The 24,352-nt window shown below is 72.7% G+C and carries 17 protein-coding genes and 1 riboswitch; of the genes, 7 read left to right on the forward strand and 10 right to left on the reverse strand.

The window, feature by feature from the left end; genetic code table 11:
• Positions 1–2: 2 nt before the first annotated feature.
• Positions 3–2,033 (reverse strand): hypothetical protein, encoded by a 2,031-nt coding sequence (locus ACO229_RS17720; protein WP_423462324.1) that lies wholly within the window; start codon positions 2,031–2,033, stop codon positions 3–5.
• A gap of 111 nt (positions 2,034–2,144) precedes the next feature.
• Between ACO229_RS17720 and ACO229_RS17725 the strand changes: the two genes are divergently transcribed.
• The 4 genes from ACO229_RS17725 to galK all read left to right on the forward strand — a co-directional run bounded on the left by ACO229_RS17725 (position 2,145) and on the right by galK (position 7,847).
• On the forward strand, positions 2,145–3,284 hold the full coding sequence (locus ACO229_RS17725; protein WP_423462325.1) for an Mrp/NBP35 family ATP-binding protein: 1,140 nt from the start codon (positions 2,145–2,147) through the stop codon (positions 3,282–3,284).
• Positions 3,285–3,362: 78 nt separating this feature from the next.
• Positions 3,363–4,352: an NAD-dependent epimerase/dehydratase family protein gene (locus ACO229_RS17730; RefSeq protein ID WP_423462326.1), complete on the forward strand. Its 990-nt coding sequence runs from the start codon at positions 3,363–3,365 to the stop codon at positions 4,350–4,352.
• Positions 4,353–4,428: 76 nt separating this feature from the next.
• A complete protein-coding gene (locus ACO229_RS17735; RefSeq protein ID WP_423462327.1) occupies positions 4,429–6,531 on the forward strand; it encodes a beta-galactosidase in 2,103 nt (700 codons plus the stop codon).
• An 83-nt stretch (positions 6,532–6,614) separates the two neighbouring features.
• Positions 6,615–7,847: a galactokinase gene (galK, locus tag ACO229_RS17740; protein WP_397410544.1), complete on the forward strand. Its 1,233-nt coding sequence runs from the start codon at positions 6,615–6,617 to the stop codon at positions 7,845–7,847.
• A 108-nt stretch (positions 7,848–7,955) separates the two neighbouring features.
• Here the strand turns inward: galK and ACO229_RS17745 are convergent, their stop codons facing one another.
• From ACO229_RS17745 to glyA, 4 genes are all read right to left on the reverse strand, one after another.
• Positions 7,956–8,780, reverse strand: coding sequence for an exodeoxyribonuclease III (locus tag ACO229_RS17745; protein WP_397431615.1), 825 nt, complete (start codon positions 8,778–8,780; stop codon positions 7,956–7,958).
• A gap of 67 nt (positions 8,781–8,847) precedes the next feature.
• Positions 8,848–9,330, reverse strand: coding sequence for a VOC family protein (locus ACO229_RS17750; protein WP_423462328.1), 483 nt, complete (start codon positions 9,328–9,330; stop codon positions 8,848–8,850).
• 186 nt (positions 9,331–9,516) lie between these two features.
• Positions 9,517–10,401 carry a bifunctional methylenetetrahydrofolate dehydrogenase/methenyltetrahydrofolate cyclohydrolase gene (locus ACO229_RS17755; protein ID WP_423462329.1) on the reverse strand — a complete coding sequence of 295 codons (885 nt, stop codon included), beginning with the start codon at positions 10,399–10,401 and terminating at the stop codon, positions 9,517–9,519.
• Positions 10,402–10,405: 4 nt separating this feature from the next.
• Positions 10,406–11,686, reverse strand: a complete 1,281-nt coding sequence (gene glyA / locus ACO229_RS17760) for a serine hydroxymethyltransferase (protein WP_397410537.1) — start codon at positions 11,684–11,686, stop codon at positions 10,406–10,408.
• A gap of 95 nt (positions 11,687–11,781) precedes the next feature.
• A riboswitch (ZMP/ZTP riboswitch) is annotated at positions 11,782–11,868 on the reverse strand.
• Positions 11,869–12,000: 132 nt separating this feature from the next.
• On the opposite strand from glyA, the gene ACO229_RS17765 reads away from it, so the two are divergent.
• The gene (locus tag ACO229_RS17765; protein WP_423462330.1) at positions 12,001–13,065 is read left to right on the forward strand and encodes a hypothetical protein; all 1,065 of its coding nucleotides are present in this window, start codon (positions 12,001–12,003) and stop codon (positions 13,063–13,065) included.
• A 1-nt stretch (position 13,066) separates the two neighbouring features.
• On the opposite strand, the gene ACO229_RS17770 is transcribed toward ACO229_RS17765, so the two are convergent.
• Positions 13,067–13,582, reverse strand: coding sequence for a GNAT family N-acetyltransferase (locus ACO229_RS17770; protein WP_397410533.1), 516 nt, complete (start codon positions 13,580–13,582; stop codon positions 13,067–13,069).
• A gap of 88 nt (positions 13,583–13,670) precedes the next feature.
• On the opposite strand from ACO229_RS17770, the gene ACO229_RS17775 reads away from it, so the two are divergent.
• Complete coding sequence (locus ACO229_RS17775; RefSeq protein ID WP_423462331.1) at positions 13,671–14,303, forward strand: GNAT family N-acetyltransferase; 633 nt, start codon at positions 13,671–13,673, stop codon at positions 14,301–14,303.
• Positions 14,304–14,312: 9 nt separating this feature from the next.
• Positions 14,313–15,173 (forward strand): formyltetrahydrofolate deformylase, encoded by an 861-nt coding sequence (gene purU, locus ACO229_RS17780; protein WP_423462332.1) that lies wholly within the window; start codon positions 14,313–14,315, stop codon positions 15,171–15,173.
• A 153-nt stretch (positions 15,174–15,326) separates the two neighbouring features.
• Here the strand turns inward: purU and ACO229_RS17785 are convergent, their stop codons facing one another.
• From ACO229_RS17785 to pulA, 4 genes are all read right to left on the reverse strand, one after another.
• The gene (locus tag ACO229_RS17785) at positions 15,327–16,214 is read right to left on the reverse strand and encodes a carbohydrate ABC transporter permease (RefSeq protein ID WP_397431626.1); all 888 of its coding nucleotides are present in this window, start codon (positions 16,212–16,214) and stop codon (positions 15,327–15,329) included.
• Positions 16,214–17,089: a carbohydrate ABC transporter permease gene (locus ACO229_RS17790; protein WP_397431628.1), complete on the reverse strand. Its 876-nt coding sequence runs from the start codon at positions 17,087–17,089 to the stop codon at positions 16,214–16,216. The genes ACO229_RS17785 and ACO229_RS17790 overlap by 1 nt, the downstream gene beginning before the upstream one ends.
• 4 nt (positions 17,090–17,093) lie before the next feature.
• Positions 17,094–18,443: an extracellular solute-binding protein gene (locus ACO229_RS17795; RefSeq protein WP_397431630.1), complete on the reverse strand. Its 1,350-nt coding sequence runs from the start codon at positions 18,441–18,443 to the stop codon at positions 17,094–17,096.
• A gap of 278 nt (positions 18,444–18,721) precedes the next feature.
• Positions 18,722–24,250, reverse strand: a complete 5,529-nt coding sequence (pulA, locus tag ACO229_RS17800) for a pullulanase-type alpha-1,6-glucosidase (protein ID WP_423462333.1) — start codon at positions 24,248–24,250, stop codon at positions 18,722–18,724.
• Positions 24,251–24,352: the final 102 nt, after the last annotated feature.

Consider the following 24,352-nt stretch of genomic DNA (forward strand, 5'->3'; position numbering starts at 1 on the left):
GCTCACGGCTCGACGTCGTCGTGCAGCACCACGCGGGACAGCTCGAACGACCCGCCCGGCAGCCGCCAGTAGTGCAGCCGGCGGGCGGACGGCGTGTTGACCTGGAGGGCGACCCGCCAGCACACCGCGCCGTCGTCCCGCTGCCGGACGGGATCGTCGCCTCCTGAGCCGGTCCGCAGGCGGTGCACCTGGAGCCCGTTCATCTCGGGAGCGAGCCCGGTCAGCACCATGACCAGCGTCCACACGACCCGCTCCCGGCTGACGCCCTCGACGTCAGCCAGGGAGGCGAGGAACCGCGGGCCGAGCGTGTACGGGGCGAGGGGGCGCCCCGCCTTCTCGGCGGCGGGGATCGCCCGGGCCCACTCGGTCAGCACCTCGAACCGGAGCTGGTCCTCGTCGTCGGGGAAGAACCGTTCCTCGGGCGGCTCGTCCCCCGCGTCGCCGAGCCGGCGACGCAGCCGTGCGGCCTCCTGCCGGGCCTTGCGCAGCGCGGTCGCCTGCTGCTCGGCGCGCCGCTCGGCACGCTCGAGCCGTTCGGTGAGCTCACCGACGCGCCCGAGCAGCCGGTCGACCTCCAGCTCGACCTGGTGCCGCTTGACCTTGTCGTCCAGCAGCTCCTTCGCGAGGGCCGCGACCTGGGACTTCGCGGCGTCCAGCGAGAGGCTGAGGTCACGCGCGGCCTTGCCCGGCGGCTCCGCCGGGCTGTCGGCCACACCGGGGGACGGAGCCGACGGCGAGGGCAGGGCGTCCTGCTCGCCGGCGTGCCACGCGGCGACGTCGGCCGGCGTGGGGGCGCGCGGACCGTCTGCGGGTAGGGGCCCGGGCACGGGTGAGGCCCCGGGGCCGGCCGGCGTGGGTCGCACACTGAACAGGTCGGCCGGCGTGGGCGCGCCGCCGTCCGGGGCGCGCTCGCCGGGCGCGCCGTCCACGACAGCCTGATCCAGGGCATCCGCGTCGAGACCACGTCCGTCCGAGACGCTCCCGTCCGGCGCACCGTCCGGCCGCACGCGGACCGGCCCGAGCCGGACCGGTGGCTCCGGCGGCGGCTCCTCGGCGGCCGAATGATCCGGCTCCAGCCACGGCGGACCCCCGTCCAGCAGGGCGATCGCCGGCACGGGCTCGTCCTGCGACTCGTCGACGTCGTCGAGCCGCAGCGCCAGGCCGTCGAGCGGCGCGGGGACCCGGCGGGCCGCCACCACCTCCCCCGGCGTGAACAGGTCGCCGAGCAGGTCCAGGTCGTTGCCGGTGATCTCCGCGCGGCGCACGCGCACCAGCACGCCCGGTGCGAGGGCGATGCGGACGGCGTCGTCCTCGACGGTCTCGATCCGGCCGAGCACCACCTGGCCCACCCGGTAGGCGGCGTGCACGGCGCGGCGCAGCGCGGCGCCGTCGGGCAGCATGCCGCGGATGTCGAGGAGGCGGCGGGCCGGGTCGAGCACGCCCGTGACCCGCATGCCCGGCGCGAGCACGCTCCCCAGCGGCACGTCGGGCAGGACGAGCTCCTCCGCGACGGTCGCCTGGCCGCCGTCGTCGGTGCTGACCAGGGCGCGCGACCCGAGCAGGCCGAGCACCGTGCCGCCCGTGACCGCCGCGTCCGCCGCGGCCCGCGGCGAACCCACGATCCCCGCGCGCACCGCGAGCCGCATGACGTCGCCCACGAGCCGGTCGTGCACCCGGGCGTCCTCGTCCGGGGAGTAGGCGAAGTGCAGCGGCGAACGGCGTGGATGGTGCACCCACTCCAGGTCGGTGCCGTAGACGCGGGAGGCGCCGCCGTAGACCTGCGTGTCCGGGGGCATGCCCGACGAGAACGCCCAGGACACGTCACCCGTGGGGATCACCACCACCTCGGCCAGGCCGGCGACGTCGTCGAGCACCCTCTGCGGGTCCACGAAGGGCGTGTCGTGGCCCGCGGGCGTCGAGATGACGACCACCGGCCGGTCGCGGCCCGGGCGCTGGAGCGCGGAGGCGAGCTCACGCGCCTGCCCCTCGGAGGCGACATGCCGAACTCGCGCGGGGACGCGTGCCTCGGTCATCGGGCCTCCTCACCGGTGGTGGTGACGCAGCGTACCGTTTCAACTGAGCTTCATTGCAAAAGCATGAAAGCGCGTGCCGGACCCGCTGGACCCCCGTCCTAGGATCGAACCATGACCCCCGTCGACTCCCCCGCCCTCGAGGCCCGTGTGCGCGACGCGCTCACCGGCGTGCTCGACCCCGAGATCCGGCGCCCCATCACCGACCTGGGCATGGTCCGGTCGGTCGAGGTGTCGACGAGCGGCCACGTCGCCGTCGGCGTCGACCTCACGGTCGCCGGGTGTCCGATGAAGTCGACGCTCGTCAAGGACGTGACCGCCGCGGCGAGCGGGGTCGACGGCGTCGCGGGCGTCGACGTCGAGCTGGGCGTCATGACCCCCGAGCAGCGCTCGTCCCTGCGCTCGAAGCTTCGCGGCGGCGCGGGTGACCCCGTCATCCCGTTCTCCCAGCCGGGCTCGATGACCAAGGTGTTCGCGGTGGCCTCCGGCAAGGGCGGCGTGGGCAAGTCGTCCGTGACGGCCAACCTCGCGGTGGCGCTGGCGGCGGACGGCCTGTCGGTGGGCGTGATCGACGCGGACATCTACGGCTTCTCGATCCCCCGCATGCTGGGCGTGGACCGCCAGCCCACCCGGGTCGACAACATGCTGCTGCCGCCCATCGCGCATGGCGTCAAGGTGGTCTCGATCGGCATGTTCGTGCCGCAGGGCCAGCCCGTCGTGTGGCGCGGGCCGATGCTGCACCGCGCGCTGGAGCAGTTCCTCGCCGACGTGTTCTGGGGCGACCTCGACGTGCTGCTCCTGGACCTGCCGCCCGGCACCGGCGACATCGCGATCTCGGTGGCGCAGCTCCTGCCGTCCTCGGAAATCCTCGTGGTGACGACGCCGCAGGCCGCCGCCGCCGAGGTCGCCGAGCGCGCAGGGTCGGTGGCGACCCAGACGTCGCAGGGCGTGGTGGGCGTGGTCGAGAACATGTCGTGGCTGGAGCAGCCCGACGGCACGCGCCTGGAGGTCTTCGGCACGGGCGGCGGCGCACAGGTCTCGGCCCGGCTCACCGATCTGGTCGGCAAGGACGTGCCGCTGCTCGGCCAGGTGCCGCTGGACGTCGCCGTCCGGGAGGGCGGGGACGGCGGGACCCCCGTAGTCCTCGCCGCCCCGGACTCACCCGGGGCCAAGGTGCTGCGCGAGGTCGCCTCCGCGCTCGCCGGCCGCCGGCGGGGGCTCGCCGGGATGCAGCTCGGCATCAACCCGGTCTGAGCACGGCCGGATTCGCCACCAGCAGATATCCCGGTATCTCCCTGGCACTCGCCCGGCCGGTGCGGTTCGGTGGGCACCATGCGAATCCTGGTGCTCGGCGGAACCGTCTTCCTCTCCCGCGCGGTCGCGGCGGCCGCCGTCGCGCGCGGCCACGACGTCGTGTGCGCGGCGCGCGGTGTGAGCGGCGCCGTGCCGGACGGCGCCGCGCTCGTCCGCTGGGACCGTGCCGAGGCGGTGCCCGCGGAGCTCACGGAGACGCCGTTCGACGCCGTCGTCGACGTCTCCCGGATCCCCTCGCACGTGCGCCGCGCGGTGGCCGCCTTCCCGGAGGCCCACTGGACGTTCGTGTCGACCATCAACGTGTACGCGGACACGGCCACGGTGGGCGGCACACCCGCCACGCTGCCCCTGCTCGACCCGATCGAGACCGACGACGACCCGGCGTCCGGGCCGGAGACCTACGGCGCGATGAAGGTCGCGTGCGAGAACCTGGTCCGGGCCGGTGCTGCCGCCGCCCTGGTGATCCGGCCGGGCCTGATCGTCGGGCCCGGGGACCCGAGCGGCCGGTTCACCTACTGGCCGGCCCGGTTCGCGCAGGCGGCCGAGGACGGCCTGCCGGTCCTGGTGCCCGAGCCCGTGGACGACCCGGTGCAGCTCGTCGACGTCCGCGACCTGGCCGGCTGGATCGTCACCGCCGCCGAGCGGCGCACCACCGGAGACTACGACGCGGTCTGCCCGCCCGTGCCGCGCTCGGAGCTGCTGGCCCGCGTCGGTGACGGGACGGGGAGCACGCCGGAGCTGGTCGCGGTCGCGCCCGACGTCCTGGCCGAGCACGACGTCGCCCCGTGGTCCGGACCCCGGTCGGTCCCGTTCTGGGCCGGCGGCCTGGTCGAGGGTGGGTTCATGACGCACGACGTCACGGAGTCGCTGGAGGCGGGCCTGACGATCCGGCCGTTCGCCGAGACCGCACGGGACACCCTCGCGTGGCTGCGCGCCGCACCGGACGCCACGGTCACCGGCCTGACGCGGGACGAGGAGCAGGAGGTGCTGGCCGCGGTCCGGGCCTGACCGGTCGCGATGCCGATCAGGCCCACCAGCCGGGAAGCGTATTCCCCACCGCGGCCCGAGCACCTACGGTGGTCCCGTGACCGCACCTGCTCTGCCCGAAGACCCCCGCCCCGCGAGCCAGCACTTCGTCCCCGGACCGCAGTTCGACGGCTGGCTCACCGGCGTCGACCAGATCGCCTACGGCGGCGACTACAACCCCGAGCAGTGGCCCGAGGAGGTCTGGGCAGAGGACGTCCGGCTCATGAACGAGGCGGGCGTGAACCTCGTCAGCCTCGGGATCTTCAGCTGGGCGCTGCTGGAGCCGCGCGAGGGCGAGTTCGACTTCGGCTGGCTGGACCGGATCATCGGTCTGCTGCACGACGGCGGGATCCGCATCCTGCTCGCCACCCCGACGGCCGCGCCGCCCGCCTGGCTGTACGCCGCGCACCCGGACGCCCGGGTGGTCGACCGGGACGGGACGCCGATGGGCCCGGGCGGGCGCGGCCTCATGGCGCCGACCGCCCCCGCCTACCGCGAGGCCGCCCTGCGCATCACGCGGGCTCTGGCCGAGCGCTACGGCACCCACCCGGCGCTGGCCGGATGGCACGTGCACAACGAGTACGGGGCGCCGGTCACCCTGGACTACTCGGTCCATGCCGAGCGCGCGTTCCGGGACTGGCTGCGCGAGCGCTACGGCTCGCTCGACGCGCTGAACGCCGCGTGGGGCACGGCCTTCTGGGGCCAGCACTACGCCGACTGGGCGCACGTGCAGCTCCCCGCCGCCGCCCTCGAACCCGTCAACCCTGCCCAGCAGCTCGACTTCGCGCGGTTCTCCGACGCCGCGCTGCGCGCCTGCTTCGTCGCGGAGCGGGACGCCGTCCGCGAGCACTCCTCCGCGCCGGTGACCACCAACTTCATGGCCGCGAGCTGCCCGTCGACGGACCTGTTCGCCTGGGCACGGGAGGTCGACGTCGTCGCGAACGACCACTACCTCCGGGCCGCGAACCCGCAGGGGTACGTCGGGCTGGCCCTGGCCGCCGACCTCACCCGGTCGGTCGCGGGCGGCAAGCCGTGGCTGCTGCTGGAGCACTCGACGTCGGCCGTGAACTGGCAGCCGCGCAACGTGGCCAAGCGACCCGGGGAGCTGGCCCGCAACTCGTTCGCCCACCTCGGCCGAGGCGCGGACGCGATCATGTTCTTCCAGTGGCGCGCCTCCCGGTCCGGCGCGGAGAAGTTCCACTCCGCGATGCTGCCGCACGCCGGCACCGCGTCCCGCGTGTGGCGCGAGGTGACCGAGCTGGGGGCGAACCTCGGGCGGCTCACGGAGCTGCGCGGCTCACGCGTGCACGCCGACGTCGCGCTGGTGTGGGACTACGACTCGTTCTGGGCACAGGACCTGGAGTTCCGCCCGAGCGTCGGTGCCCGGCACCGCGAGCGGATCGACACCTACTACGAGCGGCTCTGGCGCGACGGCCACACCGTGGACCTGGTGCGGCCGGGACAGGACCTGTCGGGCTACAAGCTGGTCGTCGCACCGGCGTCGTACCTGCTCCGGGCGGACGACGCGGCGAACCTCACGGCCTACGTCGAGGGCGGGGGCTCGCTGCTGGTGAGCTACTTCAGCGGCATCGTCGACGAGCACGACGCGGTGCACCCCGGCGGTTTCATGGCTCCGCTGCGCGACGCCCTGGGCGTGTGGGTCGAGGAGTTCCTGCCGCTGCGGGAGGAGGAGTCGCTGACGGTCGCCTACCGCGCGGGCGCGGCCGGTGCGGGCACCGCGACCACGGAGACCACCGGGCTCACCGGCACGGTCTGGGCGGACGACCTGGTGCTCGCCGGCGCGGAGCCCGTCGGCACCTACACCGACGGCCCCAAGCCGGGCGGCGCCGCGATCACCCGGCACCGGCACGGCGCGGGCACCGGCTGGTACGTGTCGACGAGCCTCGACGTCGACACGCTGGCCACGGTCATGGCCGACGTGTACGCGGGCGCGGGCCTGACGCCGCCGGGCACCGTGGAGGGGCTGGAGGTGGTCCGGCGGCACGGCGACGCCGAGTACGTGGTCGCCATCAACCACACGGACCACGACGCACGCCTGCCCCTGGACGGTCCCGCGACCGACCTGCTCACCGGCAACCCGGTGGCGGGCGACGTGGACGTGCCCGCCGGCGCCGTCCGCGTGCTGCGCCAGGACGCCTGACGCCGGCCCGCCGGGCCTGCCCGGCGGTCTCGCTGCCTGACCGGCTGTGGGTCCTGCGCGCCGAGGGGGCAATAATCGGTTCCGTGACCACCATCAACTGGCTCGAGGCCTGGAGCGCCGAGGACGGCGCGCGCCGGGTCGACGAGCTCTTCACCCGTTCGTTCGACGGCTCCCCCGAGGGCGTCTGGTCCGCCCCCGGGCGCGTCAACCTCATCGGGGAGCACACCGACTACAACGCCGGGCTCTGCCTGCCGACGGCGCTGCCGCACCGCACCTGGATCGCGCTGCGGCCACGCGAGGACGACCAGGTCCGGCTCGTGTCGGCCCAGGCCGAGGGCGTGTGGGAGGCGAGCCTGGCCGACATCGCGCCCGGCACCGTGCAGGGCTGGGGCGCCTACGTCGCCGGCGTGGCCTGGGCCCTGGCCGAGGCCGGGCACAAGGTGGGCGGCTTCGACGCCGCCGTCGACTCGTGCGTCCCGTTCGGCGCGGGGCTGAGCTCGTCGGCCGCGCTGGAGGCGGCCGTCGCCGTCGCCCTCGACGCGGTCGCCGGTCTCGGCCTGGCGGCGTCCGACGCCGGACGCGCCGAGCTGGTCGACGCCACCCGCCGGGCCGAGAACGAGATCGCGGGCGCCCCGACCGGCGGGCTGGACCAGTCAGCCTCGCTGCGGTGCCGCGAGGGCTACGCGCTGCTCCTGGACTTCCGGCCCGGGCTGAAGCCCCTGGAGTCGGGCGTGCCCGTGCCGTTCGACCTCGACACCGCCGGGCTCACGCTCCTGGTGGTCGACACCAAGGCGGAGCACTCGCACGTCTCCGGCGAGTACGGGGCGCGCCGCGCCTCGTGCGAGCGCGCCGCAGAGCTGCTCGGCCTGAGCTCGCTGCGCGACATCGCGCCGACCCTGGGCGGCATGGGCATCGACCGCGCCCTGGCCGAGCTCGAGCCGCACGACCCCGACGGCGTGCTGCGCCGCCGGGTGCGTCACGTGGTCTCCGAGATCGACCGCACCGCACGGTTCGCCGACCTGGTGCGCGAGGGCCGCGCGGCCGACGTCGGCCCGTTCATGGTCGCCTCGCACGTCTCCCTGCGCGACGACTACGAGGTCTCGTGCCGCGAGCTCGACCTCGTGGTCGACTCGGCCATGGCCGCGGGCGCCCTGGGCGCGCGCATGACCGGCGGCGGGTTCGGCGGCAGCGCCATCGCGCTGGTCCGTCTGTCCGACGTCGACACCGTGGCCCAGGCCGTCGCGGACGCGTTCGCCGAGGCCGGCCTCACCGCGCCGGCCTTCCTGCTGGCCCCGCCGTCGGCCCCGGCGGGCTGAACCGCGGTCGGCCCGGCGGCTTGAGCTGCCGTCGGCCGCCACGACCGCCATCGGTCGTGGCGGCCTGAACCGGCGTTGGTCGTGGCGACCTGATCCGGTCGTGGTGGCCTACAGCTCGTAGGTCGCCACGACCGGGGCGTGGTCGCTCCAGCGCTCCGCGTAGGTGGGCGCACGGTCGACCTCGATCTTGCGGCACGCGCCCGCGAGTGCCTGGTTGGCGAGCTGGTAGTCGATACGCCAGCCGGAGTCGTTGTCGAACGCCGCGCCGCGCCAGGACCACCAGGTGTAGGGGCCGGGGCCGTCACCGGCGTGGATCCGCCCGAGGTCGGCCCAGCCGTGCTCGTCCAGCCAGCGCGTCACGTAGGCGCGCTCCTCCGGCAGGAAGCCGGCGCTCTTCTGGTTGCCCTTCCAGTTCTTGATGTCCACGTTCTGGTGGGCGATGTTGAGGTCGCCCGCCACGACGGCCGGCGTCGGCGCCGTGGCGAGCTGGGCCAGGCGCGCCGTGACCTTCTCCAGGTAGGCGTACTTGGCGACCATCGTGTGCTCCTGGCCGGGGTTGGTCGACCCGGAGTGCAGGTAGGCGGAGATCGCGGTGAACGTGCCGCCGCCGGGCAGGCTGATGTCGGCCTCGATCCAGCGGCCGGTGTCGGCACCCTCCTCGAGGGCGCCGTCCGGGCCGTGGGCCGCGAGGCCGGTGCGGACCTCGCCGAGCGGCAGCCGGGACGCCACGAGCACCCCGGCGCGGCCCTTGACCTCGCTCTCCGCGTGCGCGACGTGCCAGCCCTCGAGCAGCTCGCGCACCAGCTTGTCGGGGGCGCGGACCTCCTGCAGCAGCAGCACGTCCGGGGTTCGGGTGGCGATCCAGGTCTCCATGCCGCGGCGGACGGCGGCTCGGATCCCGTTGACATTGGCGGTGGCGACGATCAGAGGCACCGGGGCAGCCTAACCGGAGCCTCTGACACGGGCCGATCACGGCCGGGTCAGGCGCCGCCGTGGGGCATCATGCGCCGTCGTGCGCCGCCTGCAGGGCCGCGACGTCGATCTTGCCCATCTTCAGCATGGCGTTCATCGTGGCGATCTCGGCGGGCGTCGAGTACGAGCCGCTGAGCCGCTCGAGCTCCTTGGGGATCACCTGCCAGGACACCCCGAACTTGTCCGTGCACCAGCCGCACGCGCCGGGCTCGCCGCCGTCGGCGGTCAGGACGTCCCAGTAGTGGTCCACCTCCTCCTGGCCCTCGACCGACAGGTAGAACGAGAAGGCCTCGTCGAGCGTGCGGTGCGGTCCGGCGTTCAGGCCGATCACCGGCTGCCCGGCCACGGTGAACTCGACCACGAAGTCGGTGCCGGCCTCGGCGCCCGGCGCGTTCTCCGGAGCCTTGACGACGCGCTCGATCGACGAGCCGGGGATGTGCTCGGCGTAGAAGGCGGCGGCCTCGCCGGCCTTGTTGTTCCCGAACCAGAGATGGGTCCGAACGCTCACCATGATGTCCTCCTGAGTCGGCCGGGGCGCTGGTCGGCCCCGGCATCAACTCTTCAGACGCCGCGCGGCCCCGCAACTCATCGCGGGCACGTTCACCCGCCGTCGGCCACCGGCGAACGGAGGAATGGTCGCCCTCTCGGTACTGAGAGAGCGACCATTCCTCGGTTCAGCGGCGGACCAGGGGACAGGTCACGGGACCAGCGAGCGCTCCGCCGACTCGACCACGTTCGCCAGGAGCATCGCCCGGGTCATCGGGCCGACGCCGCCCGGGTTGGGCGACACCCAGCCCGCGATCTCGGCGGCCTCGGGCGAGACGTCGCCGACGACGCGCGACTTGCCCGTGGCCGGGTCGGTCTCGCGCGAGACGCCGACGTCGATCAGCACGGCGCCCGGCTTGACCATCTCGCCGGTCACGATGCCCTTGACGCCCGCGGCGGCCACGACGACGTCGGCCCGCCGGACGAGCGACGCCAGGTCCTGCGTGCCCGTGTGCGTCAGGGTGACCGTCGCGTTCACGGCGCGCCGCGTGAGCAGCAGCCCGATCGGGCGGCCCACGGTGACGCCGCGGCCGAGCACCACGATCTCCTTGCCGGCGAGCTTGATGCCGTGCCGCTCCACCAGCTCGATGATGCCGCGCGGCGTGCAGGGCAGCGAGGAGGTGACCTCCTCGTTGACCCGCAGCACCAGGCGCCCCAGGTTGGTGGGGTGCAGGCCGTCGGCGTCCTTGTCGGGGTCGACGAGCTCCAGCACGCGGTTGGTGTCGATGCCCTTGGGCAGCGGGAGCTGCACGATGTACCCGGTGCAGGCCGGGTCCTCGTTCAGCCGGCGGACCGCGGCCTCGATCTCCTCCTGCGTCGCCGTGGCCGGGAGGTCCTCCCGGATCGACGCGATGCCCACCTCGGCGCAGTCGCGGTGCTTGCCCGCGACGTACCACTGCGAGCCCGGGTCGTCCCCCACGAGGAGGGTCCCGAGGCCGGGGACGACGCCCCGCTCGCGCAGGGCCGTGACGCGGTCCTTGAGCTCCGCCTTGATGGCGGCGGCCGTGGCCTTGCCGTCCAGGATCTGTGCGGTCATCGGCTCAGAGCCCCGGGTAGAGGGGGAAGTCGGCCGTCAGCTTCGCCACACGGGCCGAGAGCGCGTCGACGTCGGTCGCGGCGCCGTCCTTCAGCGCCGTCGCGATGATGTCGGCGACCTCGGTGAACTCGGCGTCGCCGAACCCGCGCGTGGCCAGGGCCGGCGTCCCGATGCGCAGGCCCGAGGTGACGCGCGGCGGACGCGGGTCGAACGGGACGGCGTTGCGGTTGACCGTGATGCCGGCGTCGTGCAGGAGGTCCTCGGCCTGCTGGCCGTCGAGGTCCGAGTTGCGCAGGTCCACCAGCACCAGGTGCACGTCCGTGCCACCGGTCAGCACGGAGACGCCGGCCTCGGCGACGTCCGGCTGGGACAGGCGCTCGGCGATGATCTGCGCGCCGCGCACCGTGCGCTCCTGGCGCTCCTTGAAGGCGTCGGTCCCGGCGACCTTGAACGCCACGGCCTTGGCCGCGACGACGTGCATGAGCGGGCCACCCTGCTGCCCCGGGAACACGGCGGAGTCGATCTTCTTGGCGTACTCCTCCTTGGCGAGGATGAAGCCGGAGCGCGGGCCGCCGATCGTCTTGTGCACGGTCGAGGAGACGACGTCGGCGTGCGGCACCGGGGAGGGGTGCAGGTCGGCCGCGACGAGCCCGGCGAAGTGCGCCATGTCGACCCACAGCTTGGCGCCGACCTCGTCGGCGACCTCACGGAACGCCGCGAAGTCGAGGTGCCGCGGGTAGGCGGACCAGCCCGCGATGATGACGTCGGGGCGGTGCTCCAGCGCCTTCTTGCGCACCTCGTCCATCTCGATGCGGTAGGACTGCGGGTCCACGCCGTAGGCGCCGACGTCGTAGAGCTTGCCGCTGAAGTTGATCTTCATGCCGTGCGTGAGGTGGCCGCCGTGCGCCAGCTCCAGGCCGAGGATCTTGTCGCCCGCGTTGATCAGGGCGTGCAGCACCGCGGCGTTGGCCTGGGCGCCGGAGTGCGGCTGGACGTTGGCGTGCTCGGCGCCGAACAGGTCCTTGGCGCGGGCGATCGCGAGGTTCTCCGCGATGTCCACCTGCTCGCAGCCGCCGTAGTAGCGGCGGCCCGGGTAGCCCTCGGCGTACTTGTTGGTCAGGACCGAACCCTGGGCCTCCAGGACGGCACGCGGCACGAAGTTCTCGGACGCGATCATCTCGAGAGTGTCGCGCTGGCGGGCCAGCTCTCCGTCCAGGACGGCGGCGATCTCGGGGTCGAGCTCGGCGAGCGGGGTCGCGAGCGGGTCGGGAGTCGATGCGCTCATAGCTCCTCGATTCATGCGGGACGGGGAAATGTCGGACGGCGGTGGAGGGCACACGCGCCGCGACACGACGGCCCGGGTGCACACCTCTGCAGGTGACCCAGGGCCCAGGCGAACGACCCGTCGTCGGCATGACTCGTCGCTCCCCGGTGGTGATCCACCTGACGCCAGTTGCGACCCGATGATCGTAGCAGCGGCGGAAGGAGCCCGTACGCGGCGTCCGGCTGCCTCCCGGGAAGGGCTCGGGAAGCCCGGAAAATCAACGAAAGTACCTGAGACCCTTTTGCGATTCACCGCGACGTCGCTAGTGTGCCGCCATGCCCTCCCCCGTGTCACCGGACGCAGGCGTTCCGGAACACCAGCCAGACCAGCGCCGCCCCCGGACCGGTGGAACGCACCGCCAGGAACCGAACGGCCCCCCGCCGTCCGGCGGCCGGCCGCAGTCGGGGCAGTTCGCGTCGGGGCAGTTCGCGTCGGGGCAGTTCCCGGCGGGGCAGGGCCAGTCGGGGCAGGCCACGTCGGGGCAGCTCCCGTCCCGGCAGTTCCCGGCGGGGCAGGGCCAGTCGGGGCAGGCCACGTCGGGCCAGTTCCCGTCTGCTCAGTTCCCGTCTGCTCAGTTCCCGTCCGGGCAGCTACCGTCCCGGCAGTTCCCGGCCGGGAACCAGCCGCAGTCCGGCCCGTTCGGCGCCGGCAGGCCGCAGTCCGGCCCGTTCGCGACCCCGCCCGGCGCGGCCTCGCCGTCGGACCCCCGGACGCCGGACCCCCGCTCCCCCGGACCCGACGGCGCCGGCGAGGAGCGCGGCAGGAAGGGCACCACACGCCGGGACTGGATCTGGTCGATCGTCGCCTTCGTGGTCGCGGCCGTGGTCATCGGTGCCGTCGGGTTCCACTTCTTCGGACCTGACGCGGACGAGGAGCCCACCGTGGCCTGGGCCGTCGACTCGTGCGCCGGCCCCGACCCGGCCGCGCAGGCCACCGACGCCCCCACGGACGCCTACCGGCCGCTGACCTGCGACGACGCGGAGGCCACCGTCACGGTCCTCGACATCCAGGACGCCGTGTCCGTGGCACAGCTCCACTGCCCGGCCGGCACCGATGTCGTCTTCCAGAAGGACGGCCAGGCCGGCGGGGACACGCAGGCCGTGTGCGCCCGCAACCTCTCGGACGACCACCCCGGCGACCCCGGGATGGGCGGCGGCCAGCTCCTCGCAGGCGACTGCGTGAACGGCGACGGCGGCGAGGTGCCGTGCTCCGCGGACGGCGCACGGAAGGTCACCGGCCTCCTGGTCGGTGCCGTCGAGTGCCCCGAGGGGACCGCCGACGAGATCGAGCTGGGCTTCGACCCGTCGCGCAGCTACGAGACGATCTGCCTCGGCGAGTAGGTCAGCCCTGCGACGTGCTCGGTGCGCTCTGCGCACCGGCCGCACCGAGCACGCGACGCAGGTAGGTGTACGTGAGGTCGCCCGCGGCCTTGTCGTACTGCTCCTCGTAGCCGTGCTTCGTGTACATCGCGAGGTTCTGCTTGGAGTCCTTGCCGGTGAAGACCCAGATCTCCGTGGTCTGCTCCGGCAGGTACGGCAGCACCGCGAAGAGCATCTCGGTGCCGATCCCGCGCCCCTGCTTGTCGGGGGCCACCGCGAGCCGGCCGAGCGTCGCCTTCTCGCCCTCGATCTCCACGCGCACCGAGCCGATCATCCGGTGGCCCTCCCACGCCCCGATCGTCACCACGTCGTCGCGCGCCAGGTCTTCCCGCAGCTCGGCGAGCGTCTGGGTCAGCGGCGGGATGTTCGGGTCGTCGTACAGCTGGGCCTCGGTCACGAACGCGGCGCGCCGCAACGTGAGGAGCTCGCCCGCATGGTCGTCCTCGACCAGCGCGATCGTCGTGGTGGAGTTGCTCATAGGGCCATGGTGTCAGAGGTGACGCGCCCGGGTCGACGATGACCGTGGCTCGAACGTCGATGTCAGTGGTCCGGCGTAGGTTCGGCGCATGAGCAGCACACGCCCACGCTGGCCCGACAACCCCGACGTACGGATCGACGTGCGCTCGGCCGTCGGCCGGTACGACGACTTCTACGAGGTCGTCGGCGTCAAGAAACCGGGCGGCCGAGGGTGCTGGTGCATGGCCTACCGGGACAGCCGCGTCCCCGCCGACGAGGCCCCGGGCTACATGCGCGGTCTGTGCTCGGCCGAGCCCGGCCCGGGCGTGCTGGCCTACGTGGACGACGTCGTGGCCGGCTGGTGCTCGATCGCGCCCCGGTCCACCTACCGGCGGCTCATGAACTCGCGCACCATCCCGTTCGTCGACGAGCGGGACGCCTGGGCCGCGGTGTGCTTCGTGGTCCGCGCTGGGTTCCGCGGGCGCGGGCTCATGCACCACCTGCTCGCCGGGGCGGTGGAGCACGCGCGGGCGCACGGGGCCGAGGCGGTCGAGGGCTACCCGGCGGACACGGGCCCCGACCGCGTCGACGTGATCAGCGGGTACGTCGGCACGGTGCGCATGTTCGAGCAAGCGGGGTTCGTCCGGGCGACGGAGACGAGCGGCGTCAGCGGGGGCCGGCGGCGCTGGGTCATGCGCCTGGAGCTCGGACAGGACGGGGTCCCGTCGGCCGCGCCGGGTTAGCCTGACCGCGTGAACGACGCGACCGCAGCCACCCACTGGATCCTGACCCTGTCCTGCCCGGACCAGCCGGGAATCGTGCACGCGGTGGCGGGAATGCTCGCGGAGCACGGCGGCAACATCACGGAGTCGCAGCAGTTCGGTGACCCGGCGTCGGGCCTGTTCTTCATGCGCGTGCAGGTCGAGTCGACGGCGTCACGCGACGAGCTGACCGCCGCGATGACGCCGGTGGCGGGCAGGTTCCGGATGACGTGGACGCTCGACGTCGTCGGGCGGCGGATCCGGACCCTCGTCATGGTGTCCAAGGCCGCGCACTGCCTCGTGGACCTGCTGTACCGGGAGCGGTCGCAGCGCATGCCGATCGACGTGGTGGGCGTGGTGGGCAACCACCGCGACCTGGAGGACATCGCCGCCTTCTACGGGAAACCCTTCCACCACGTGCCCGTCACCAAGGACACCAAGGCTGAGGCCGAGGCGACGCTGCGCGACCTGGTCAAGGAGACCGACGCCGAGCTGGTGGTGCTGGCCCGGTACATGCAGATCCTGTCCGACGAGCTGTGCCGCGACCTGAGCGGGCAGATCATCAACATCCACCACTCGTTCCTGCCGTCGTTCAAGGGTGCCGGGCCCTACCGGCAGGCGCACGACCGCGGCGTGAAGATCATCGGCGCCACGTCCCACTACGTGACCGGTGACCTCGACGAGGGCCCGATCATCGAGCAGGACGTCGAGCGCGTGGACCACTCCCGCAGCGTCGAGGACCTGGTGGGCATCGGCGAGGACGTCGAACGCCGCGCCCTGGCCCGCGCCGTCCGCTGGCACGCGGAACGCCGGGTCCTCCTGGACGGCACCCGCACCGTGGTCTTCCGCTGACCGCCCCGCGGTAGCCGGCAGCGCAGGCTGGCCGGGCTGGGCTGGGTGGTCGGCAGAATGTCAGGTGGTCGGTAGCTCGGACTACCGACCACCTGACATTCTGCCGATCACTCGGGCGGGCCGGCGGCAGCCGGGCCTACCCGGCCCGGCGCCTCAGCCCTTGACCGCACCTGCCAGGGCGAAGGCCGAGCCCGAGATGCGGGTGACCAGCACGTACAGACCGAGCACCGGCGCCGCGTACAACAGCGAGTACGCCGCGAGCTGCCCGTAGGCGACCGAGCCGTACTGCCCGAAGAACGCGAAGATGCTCACGGCCGCCGGCTGCTTCTCCGGGGAGAGCAGCAGCACGAACGGGACGAAGAAGTTCCCCCACGCCTGCACGAACACGAAGATGAACACCACGGCGATGCCGGGCCGCATGAGCGGCAGCACCACCCGGCGCAGCGCCTGCATGGCCGACGCCCCCTCGGTCCAGGCGGCCTCCTCCAGCGAGATCGGCACCGAGTCCATGAAGTTCTTGGTCATCCAGATCGCCATGGGCAGCGACGTCGCCGCCATGAAGAAGATGGTTCCGGGCAGCGAGTCGAGCAGGTTGAGCTGCACGAACAGCGCGTACACCGGGACCATGATCGCCGTGATCGGCAGGCAGGTGCCGAACAGCACCGAGTACAGGAAGTACTTGCCGAACCGCATCCTGTATCGCGACAGCGGGTACGCCGCGAGCACTGCGACCACCACCGTGATCGCCCCCGACCCCGCCGACAGCACGAACGCGTTCCACAGCGGGAGCCAGGTGAGCTCCGGCGTCATGATCGCCGCGAAGTTGGCGGTGGTCACGGCGTCGGGCAGGCCGAAGGAAAGGGTCGCCTCCGCGTCGAAGGACGCCACGAGCACCCAGGCCATCGGGAGCACGAAGCACAGGGCGATCACGAGCAGCACCACGTTGGCGGCCACCTTGGTGGCCGTGCCGCGGGGTGCGGCCAGCGTGCCGAGCCCGCCGCTGCGGGCCGGCGCCGCGGGCTTCGTCAGAGTGTCCGCCATCAGTCCACCTCCGGTCGGAGCGCGCGGATGTAGATCACGGAGAAGATCCCGCCCACGATGATCATCACGGTCGCGATGGCCGTGCCGTAGCCGACCTGCGCGAACTTGAACGCCTCCTGGTAGGCCAGGATCGGCAGGGTCGAGCTGTCCGTGCCCGGTCCACCGCCGGTCATCACGTAGATGAGCGTGAACACCGAGAGCGTCTGCAGCGTGGTCAGCATCAGGTTGGTCGAGATGCTGCGCCGGATCACGGGCAGGGTCACCCAGGTGAGCCGTTGCAGCCCGTTGGCGCCGTCGAGCTGGGCGGCCTCCGTGAGCTCCGGCGGCACCTCCGCGAGGGCGGCCGAGTAGACCATCATCGAGAAGGCCGTGCCGCGCCAGATGTTGGCGAGGATCACCGCGAGCATCGGGGTGGAGTAGAGCCAGTCGGGACCGGTGATGCCGATGCCGCCGAGCAGCGTGTTGAGCGTGCCCTCCGAGTGGAAGAACGCGTACGCCGCGAACGCCGCGACGATCTCGGGCAGCACCCACGCGGCGACGACCACGGTCGAGGCGATCGAGCGCACCGGCTTGACCGCCGAGCGGAGCAGGCCGGCCAGCAGGATGCCCATGACGTTCTGCCCCACCACGGCGGACAGGAACACGAACACGACGGTGAGCCACAGCGACTTGGGGAAGTCGGGGTCACCGATCAGCGCGGCGTAGTTGTCGAACCCGATCCACTCCGGGCTCAGGGCGGCGGGCCCGGTCAGGGCGGCGTTGGTGAACGAACCGTAGAACGACCACACCACGGGGCCGAGCATGAACAGGGCGAGCAGGACGACGGCGGGCGCGAGCGGAACCACTCGCGCCACGCCGCGGGACGTGACGGCCATCAGGTCAGCCCTGGACCGTGTTCTCTTCGCCGACGATGCCGATCACCGCTTCGTCGTAGGCGGCCGCGGCCTCCTCCGGTGTCTGCTGGCCGGTCATCACGGCCTCCATCGCGACCATGATCTCGTTCGAGACCTTCGGGTAGTCCGAGGTCGCGGGCCGGAAGTTGGTCACGTCGACCAGGCCGGTGAAGAACTCCGTGGTGGGGTTCGTCTTGGTGTACTCCGGGTCCTCCGCGACGTCGGTGCGGACCGCGATCTGGCTGTTCGCGACGTCGAACCAGAGGGAGTTCTCACGGTTCAGCGCCATCGAGATGAACTCGAACGCGGCGTCCGGGTTCTTGGAGCCGGAGCCCATGGCGAGGGTCCAGCCGCCCGACATGCTCACGGCACCCGGGGCGGCGCCGTCCTGCGTGGGCATGGGCGCGGTGCCCATCTTCTCGGACCACTCGGGCCACGGCGCGACGCCGGACTCGAGCCAGTTGCCCGCCACCCAGGAGCCGTCGAGCGCGATGCCGACCTTGCCCTCGGGCAGCCACTCGGCCTGCACCGTGTTGCCGATGTTGGTGTCGAGCGCCTGCTGCGGCGTCGGCGCCAGGCCCTCGGTGAACACGGTGGTGATGAAGTCGAGGCTGTCGACGAAGCCCTGCGAGCCCAGCACCCACTTGCCGTCCTCGTAGAGGGTGTCGCCGGTGCCGTACAGGAGCATCTCGAAGCCCTGCATCACGGCGGCCTCGCCCTGCGGCTTGCCGGAGTACATGTTGAACGGGACCACGTCCGGGTCCGACTCCTTGATGGCCCGGGCGGCATCCAGGAGCTCGTCCCACGACTTCGGCGCCCAGTCCTCCGGCAGGCCCGCCTTGGCCAGCACGTCCTTGTTGAACCACAGGCCGCGCGTGTCGGTGCCCATGGAGACGCCGTAGGTCTTGCCGTCGTCGCCCGCGCCGGCCTCCTTGGCGCTGTCGACGAACTGGTCCCACTCGTCCCACTCGGCCAGGTAGTCGTCGAGCGGCGCCAGGTACCCGGCCTCGACGTCGGACTTGATCATGTACGTGTCCTCGTACATGACGTCGGGCGCCGTGCTGGGCGACCGGTTCATGAGGGCGAGCTTGGTGAAGTAGTCGTTCTGCTGCGCCTCGATGGGCACCAGCTCCACGGTGATGCCGGGGTTGGCCTCCTCGAAGTCGGCCTTGACGTCCTTGAACAGCTCGTCGGCCTGCGTGAAGTTGCCGAACTTCTGGTAGGCCACCTTGATCGTGGAGGAGTCGGAGCCGCCTCCACCGGAGCCGCAGGCACCGAGCGAGAGGGCGAGTGCCGCTGCAGTGACGGGTGCGATGAGGAATCGTGCCGTGCGCATGAAGCTCCCTTGCGTCGTGCGAGCCCGGCTACGCCGCCGGACCAACTGACGCACACGATTCACCCCTGGCGGGCCCGAGTCAAGGGACTCCGCCGAGGAATTGTCAGCGCTGTCACCCCCGCCCGCCGATCCCGCCCCCTCCCAACCCTTCCTGCCCCCGCCCGCTCGCCTGGTGAGTGGCCGCTCATCAGGCGGGCAGCGACCGTAACGGGCGGGGTTACGGTCGCTGCTCGCCTGATGAGCGGCTGCTCAGCGGCCGGTCAGGCCGGTCAGGCCGCTCAGCGGCCCCGGGGGTCCGTCAGGACCGCCACCGTGCGGGGCGGCACCGTGACGGTGCCCGTCGCGGCGTCCCAGGCGGTGCCCCGCACCACCGGGTCCGCGCCGCGTGCCTGGATGCGGGACAGCGCGTAGTCCCGCCCCGCCAGCTCGGGCACCTCGACGGACGCCTCGTCCGGCGACGCGTTGAACACCACGAGCACGCCGTCCAGTGTGCGGTCGACGTCGGTCCGGCCCGCCCGGTCGTCGATCGACATCGTGATGACGCCAGGCACGGCGTCCGGCCCGGACCCGGGGAACGTCACCTTCTCGCGGATCAGGTCGGCGGAGCCCAGCCGGAACAGCTCGGTCGAGTGCCGCAGCTCCAGCAGCTCACGGGCCTGCGCGGAGGCGAAGCCGATGTCGTCGGCCTCCGGCTTGAGCGCGGCGTCGGCGAGCAGGGGCCGCTGGTACGGCCACTTGTCCTCGTTGTCGGCCGCCATGGGCAGACCGCGCCCGAACCCGTTGTCCTGGCCCGACCAGTCGATGGTGTTGAACCAGTCGCCGGAGTCGAACGAGTTGCGGTCCAGGGACTTGGAGCGCAGCAGGTCGGTGCCCGCGTGCCAGAACGACGGCGACTGCGACAGCGCGGCCGTGGCCAGCGAGACCGTGTTCATCCGGACGCGGTCGGTCATCGACGTGTCTGCCGGCAGCTTGAGCGTCAGCAGGTCGAACAGCGTCTCGTTGTCGTGGGCGTCGACGTACGTGACGACCTCCTCCGGCGAGTCCGCGTAGCCCGCGGGCGCGCCCCGGTAGTCGAGCTCGTCGCCCCGGACCTGCTCCCCCGTCGCGGTCGTGACCTCGAAGGACCGGAGATTGCCGGCCAGCCCGAGCTTGACCAGGTCGGTCTGGTGGGCCAGGTCCGCGGCCTCGTCGTCGCCGCCGTCGTTGACGGTCGCCGGGTCATCGAGCCGCGCGTCCCGCCCGTTCGGGTCGGTGAACAGGCCGGTGCCGAAGCCCTGCGTGAACAGGGACGACCCGTCGACCGGCGAGCCACCGTGGACGGCGTCGCGCAGGCGGTCGCTGAAGGTGCCGATGCCGGTGCCGCCGAGCTGACCCTGCGTGGCCTGCTCGAACCGGGCGTTGCCCGCGACCTCGCCGAAGTCCCAGCCCTCGCCGTACAGGTACACGCTCTTGCCGTCGACGCCGTCGCGGCGCAGGGTGAGCGCGTCGAGCCCCGCCCGGACGGCCTCCATGTTCTCGCGGGAGTGGTGGCCCATGAGGTCGAACCGGAACCCGTCCACGTGGTAGTCGCGGGCCCAGGTGACCACGGAGTCGACCATGAGCTTGCTCGCCATGGCGTGCTCGGTCGCGACGTTCTGGCAGCAGGTGCTGGTCTCGACGGCGCCCGTGGTCGCGTTGAGCCGGTGGTAGTAGCCGGGCACCACGCGGTCGAGCACCGACTTCGGGTCCTGGCCCGAGGCCGCGGTGTGGTTGAACACCTGGTCCAGCACCACCTGCAGCCCGGCGCCGTGCAGGTTGCCGACCATCGAGCGGAACTCGGCCACGCGCGCCCCGCCGTCGGCCTGCACGGCGTAGGAGCCCTCCGGCGCCATGAAGTGGTACGGGTCGTAGCCCCAGTTGAAGGCGTCGCTGCCCTGCACCTCGCCGACGGCGGCCTGCTGCTCCGTGCCGTCGGGTGCGAAGCCCGACAGGTCGCCGGTCGTGGCCTGGTCGGTGCGGTCCTCGGGGATCGTCGCGATGTCGAAGGTGGGCAGCAGGTGCACGGTGGTGAGCCCGGCGTCGGCGAGCGAGCGCAGGTGCTTCATGCCGTCCGAGCCCTTGACGCCGAACGCGCCGTAGGTGCCCCGCAGGCGCGCGGGCACGGTCTCGTCGGAGCTGGAGAAGTCGCGCACGTGCAGCTCGTAGATCGTCTGGTCGACCGCGCGCTCCACCCGTGGCGCGGGCGTGTTCCGCCAGACCTTGGGCTGCCACGCCGTGTCGTCGAGGTCGAGCGCGACCGAGTGCGTCGAGTTCAGCGTGAGGCCCACCGAGTAGGGGTCGGTCACCACGTTGGTCTCGACCTGGCCGGTGCTCGGCACGTACACCTCGACGGCGTAGCGGTAACGGGTGCCGCGCCAGTCGAGCCGGCGGTCGGCGCGGCCGCCGTCGAGCGTCCAGGCGCCGTCCTTCTGCCGGGTCAGCGCCAAGGCGCGCGGCTCGGCGTCGAGCGACCGGCCGGCGGGCCAGGCCTGCAGCGTCACGACGCGGGCCGTGGGCGCCCAGAGCGCGAAGGAGGCCTGCTTGCCGCCCTGCCACGTCACGCCCAGCGCGCGGTCGGTCGCGAACAGGTCGTCCAGCACACCGGGGATCTGCACGCCGGTGGCGGCGGTCAGGGTCTCGCCGTCGTGCCGGGTCAGGCGCAGCGCACCCTGCAGGGCCGACGTCGCCGCGGCCCGGGTCAGACCCTCGGCCTCCAGGGCGAGGTGGCCGGCCAGGTGCGGGAAGTCCTCGGCCACGTCCGCGGGCACGTCGCCCGTGCCGTCCGCCGGGCTCAGCGGGTACGACGCCGCATCGGTCTCCAGCGCCCAGGTGTCGCCGGAGCCGAAGCCGGCGGCCGGGACCAGGACGAGCCCCTGGCGCGCCCAGTGCGCGGCCTGCTGCCCCTCGCCGGGCGTGCCCGGGGTGCCGGCCTGCACGGACGGCACCTTGGTCTCCGGGTCCCACGTGAACGTGACCGGGCCGCCGCCCGTCGAGTAGGCGATGTTGGCGCCGTCCCGCACGCCGTCGGCGCCGTAGTTCTCGGCCCAGGAGCCGTTCAGCGCCACCTTGAACTCGTAGGACCCGGCGGGCAGCTCGAACGTGCCGGTGTAGGTGCCGTCGTCGGCGAGGGTGAGACGCGCGGCCTCGCAGTCCGGGGTCCAGTCGCCGGCGCAGCCCATCTCGCTGTTGTGCGAGCCCGGCACGGTCACCAGGTCGACGTCGGGGTCCGTGGGGTCGTCGACGACGCCGCTGACGTCCACGCCGACCGACGCGTAGGAGCTGGCCGCGGCGCGGTCGCCGTCGGCATCCCGGGTGACCGCGCGGTACTCGACCAGGGTGCCCTCGGGAAGTCCCGCCTCGTCGGCGATGTCGTGGAAGACGCGCGGCGAGGTGTCCTCGGCGGTGCCGAGGTCGTGCCACTCGTCGGTGCCCACGGCGCGCCAGGCGAAGGAGGTCTCGGCCCAGGCGTCGTCGATGCCGGCCGCGACCGGCGCGACGCCGCTCAGCGCAGCACCCGGGCGGGCGCTCGTGCCCGGGACCACGGTGACGGTACCCGCGGTGTCCGCGCCCACGGTGCGGTCGGCGACGAGCACGATCGCGGAGCGCGCCGGGACCGTCAGCGTCACCGCGCCGTCGGCGTCGGCCGTGACCTCGGCGCTGGTGCCGTACAGCGGCGCGTACGTGGCGCCCGGGGTGAGCGTGTCGAACGTGACCGTGCGCTCCTGCGCGGCGTTGTTGGCCGCGACCAGGTGCTCGACCTTCTCCTCGCGGTCCACGCGGGAGAAGGCGTAGACGCCGGCACCGTCCTCGGCGTAGCGCTCGATCTGCGCACCGGACGCCAGGGCCGGGTGCTCCTCGCGCAGGGCCGCGAGGGCGGCGATGTGCTCGTAGAGCGGCGCGTCGGTGGCGTAGCGGTCGGTGCTGCCGGCCTGCTCGCCGGTGACCAGCGGCTGGTCGGCGTACTCGTCGACCTGGGTCGCGAACAGGCTCTGGCGTGCGTCCTTGTCGCCGCCGGTGCCCGCGAAGCCCTGCTCGTCGCCGTAGTAGACGACGGGCTGACCGCGGGTGAGGTACATCAGCTCGTGCGCCAGCTCGTCGCGCTCCAGCGGGTTCTCGGCGCCCGACAGCATGTAGCCGACGCGGCCCATGTCGTGGTTGCCCAGGAACGTGGGCAGGGCCGAGGCGCTGCTGTGCGGCGTCGTGTACAGGTCGTCGGAGGCGTACAGGTCGGCCAGGCGGCGAGCGCTGTTGCCGCTGGCGTAGCTCGTGGCCGCCGACTGGAACGAGAAGTCGAGCACCGAGCTCATGTCGGTACGGCGCACGTACGGGGAGGTCTTGGCGGCGTCGGCGTCGTAGACCTCGCCGAAGGTGAAGAACTCGTCCTTGCCCTGCGCGCGGGCGTACTCGGCGATCTCGGTCGACCACTCCTCCCAGAACTCGAAGTTCACGTGCTTGACCGTGTCGATGCGGAAGCCGTCGATACCCAGGTCGATCCACGCCTTGTAGATCTCCTCGAAGCCGTCCACCACACGCGGGTGCTCGGTCATGAGGTCGTCCAGGCCGCTGAAGTCGCCGTACGTCACCGACTCCCCGGACCACGTCGAGTTGCCCCGGTTGTGGTAGAGCGTGGGGTCGTTGAGCCAGGCCGGGACCTTGACGTCCTGGTCGGCCGGGTCGACGACGGGGGTGTACGGGAAGCTCGTGGCGGCGTCGAGCTCGGGGAAGTCGCCCGTGCCGGCGAAGTCGGCGGGGTCGAACGGGTTGCCGTCGGCGTCCTGGTACGGGGTGGTGGCCTGGTCCACGTAGTCGTAGGTGCCCTCGGCGTAGTCGACGACGTCGGCCGTGTGGTTGGTGATGATGTCGAAGTAGACCTTGAGGCCGCGCGCGTGGGCGTCGTCGATCAGCGCCGCCAGCTCCTCGTTGGTGCCCAGGTGCGGGTCGATCCGCGTGAAGTCGGTGATCCAGTAGCCGTGGTACCCGGCGCTGACGTCGCTGCCGGAGCCCTGCACCGGGCGGTTGAGGAAGCTCGGGGTGAGCCAGATCGCGGTGGTGCCCAGGCCCTCGATGTAGTCGAGGTTCTGGCGCAGGCCCGCGAGGTCGCCGCCCTGGTAGAAGCCCTTGTCCGTCGGGTCGAAGCCGGTGGTGAGCCGGTCACCGGCCAGCCCGCCGGTGTCGTTCGACGCGTCGCCGTTGGCGAACCGGTCGGTCATCACGAAGTAGAAGCGCTCGTCGCTGCCCGGCTGGCGCACGGGGTCGTGGACGAGGGCGTCGTCCGCCTCGGTGTAGTCGCCGGCCAGCCCGAGCGGGGTCAGGGCGGTGCGGTGGGTCGTGTCGTCGTACGTGACGCGAACGCGCGCCGAGCCCTCGAGGTGGAGCGGGGCGTTCTGGGTGCCGCCGTCGCGGCCGTAGGACTCGTCCCACGCGTCGTCCAGGGCGACCTTGTACTCGTAGGTGCCCGCGGGGAGGTCGAACTCGGCCACGAAGGTGCCGTCGCCCTGGGCCACGAGCTCCGTGGCGGCGCAGGCCGGGTCCCAGTCGGCCGCGCAGCCGAGCTCGTCCTGGAGGCTGCCGACGAGGGCCGCCGTACGGTCCGCGGCGGCGGTGCCGGTCGCCTGCCGCACCGCGGCCGTGCCGGTCTCCTGCACCGGGGTCGTCGCCGACGCCGACACCGCGAGTCCGGACGAGGCGATCAGGGCGGCGGAGGCGAGCCCCGCCGTCGCACGAAGCGCTGCGCGCGACGTGTGGAACGGGCGGGCGTGCGGCCGGCGCCGACGCTCGGTGCGAGACATGGATGACCCCTTCGTCGTCCGGAACGCGAGTGTGAACCGAGCGCGACTGTAACGCTTGCAGAACGTTGCAGCAAGGTCTCTCGCCCGGAAGATGCACTGCGG

It is taken from the genome of Promicromonospora sp. MS192 (genome assembly GCF_049532985.1).
Taxonomy (GTDB): domain Bacteria; phylum Actinomycetota; class Actinomycetes; order Actinomycetales; family Cellulomonadaceae; genus Promicromonospora.

Excerpts from the sequence above, each read along its gene's own strand:
- ACO229_RS17795 (WP_397431630.1), bottom strand. The coding sequence starts at position 18,443 with ATGCGCACGGCACGATTCCTCATCGCACCCGTCACTGCAGCGGCACTC.
- ACO229_RS17755 (WP_423462329.1), bottom strand. The coding sequence starts at position 10,401 with ATGACCGCACAGATCCTGGACGGCAAGGCCACGGCCGCCGCCATCAAG.
- ACO229_RS17730 (WP_423462326.1), top strand. The coding sequence starts at position 3,363 with ATGCGAATCCTGGTGCTCGGCGGAACCGTCTTCCTCTCCCGCGCGGTC.
- glyA (WP_397410537.1), bottom strand. The coding sequence starts at position 11,686 with ATGAGCGCATCGACTCCCGACCCGCTCGCGACCCCGCTCGCCGAGCTC.
- ACO229_RS17790 (WP_397431628.1), bottom strand. The coding sequence starts at position 17,089 with ATGGCCGTCACGTCCCGCGGCGTGGCGCGAGTGGTTCCGCTCGCGCCC.
- pulA (WP_423462333.1), bottom strand. The coding sequence starts at position 24,250 with ATGTCTCGCACCGAGCGTCGGCGCCGGCCGCACGCCCGCCCGTTCCAC.
- ACO229_RS17720 (WP_423462324.1), bottom strand. The coding sequence starts at position 2,033 with ATGACCGAGGCACGCGTCCCCGCGCGAGTTCGGCATGTCGCCTCCGAG.
- ACO229_RS17750 (WP_423462328.1), bottom strand. The coding sequence starts at position 9,330 with ATGGTGAGCGTTCGGACCCATCTCTGGTTCGGGAACAACAAGGCCGGC.
- ACO229_RS17765 (WP_423462330.1), top strand. The coding sequence starts at position 12,001 with ATGCCCTCCCCCGTGTCACCGGACGCAGGCGTTCCGGAACACCAGCCA.
- ACO229_RS17775 (WP_423462331.1), top strand. The coding sequence starts at position 13,671 with ATGAGCAGCACACGCCCACGCTGGCCCGACAACCCCGACGTACGGATC.
- ACO229_RS17725 (WP_423462325.1), top strand. The coding sequence starts at position 2,145 with ATGACCCCCGTCGACTCCCCCGCCCTCGAGGCCCGTGTGCGCGACGCG.
- ACO229_RS17785 (WP_397431626.1), bottom strand. The coding sequence starts at position 16,214 with ATGGCGGACACTCTGACGAAGCCCGCGGCGCCGGCCCGCAGCGGCGGG.
- ACO229_RS17770 (WP_397410533.1), bottom strand. The coding sequence starts at position 13,582 with ATGAGCAACTCCACCACGACGATCGCGCTGGTCGAGGACGACCATGCG.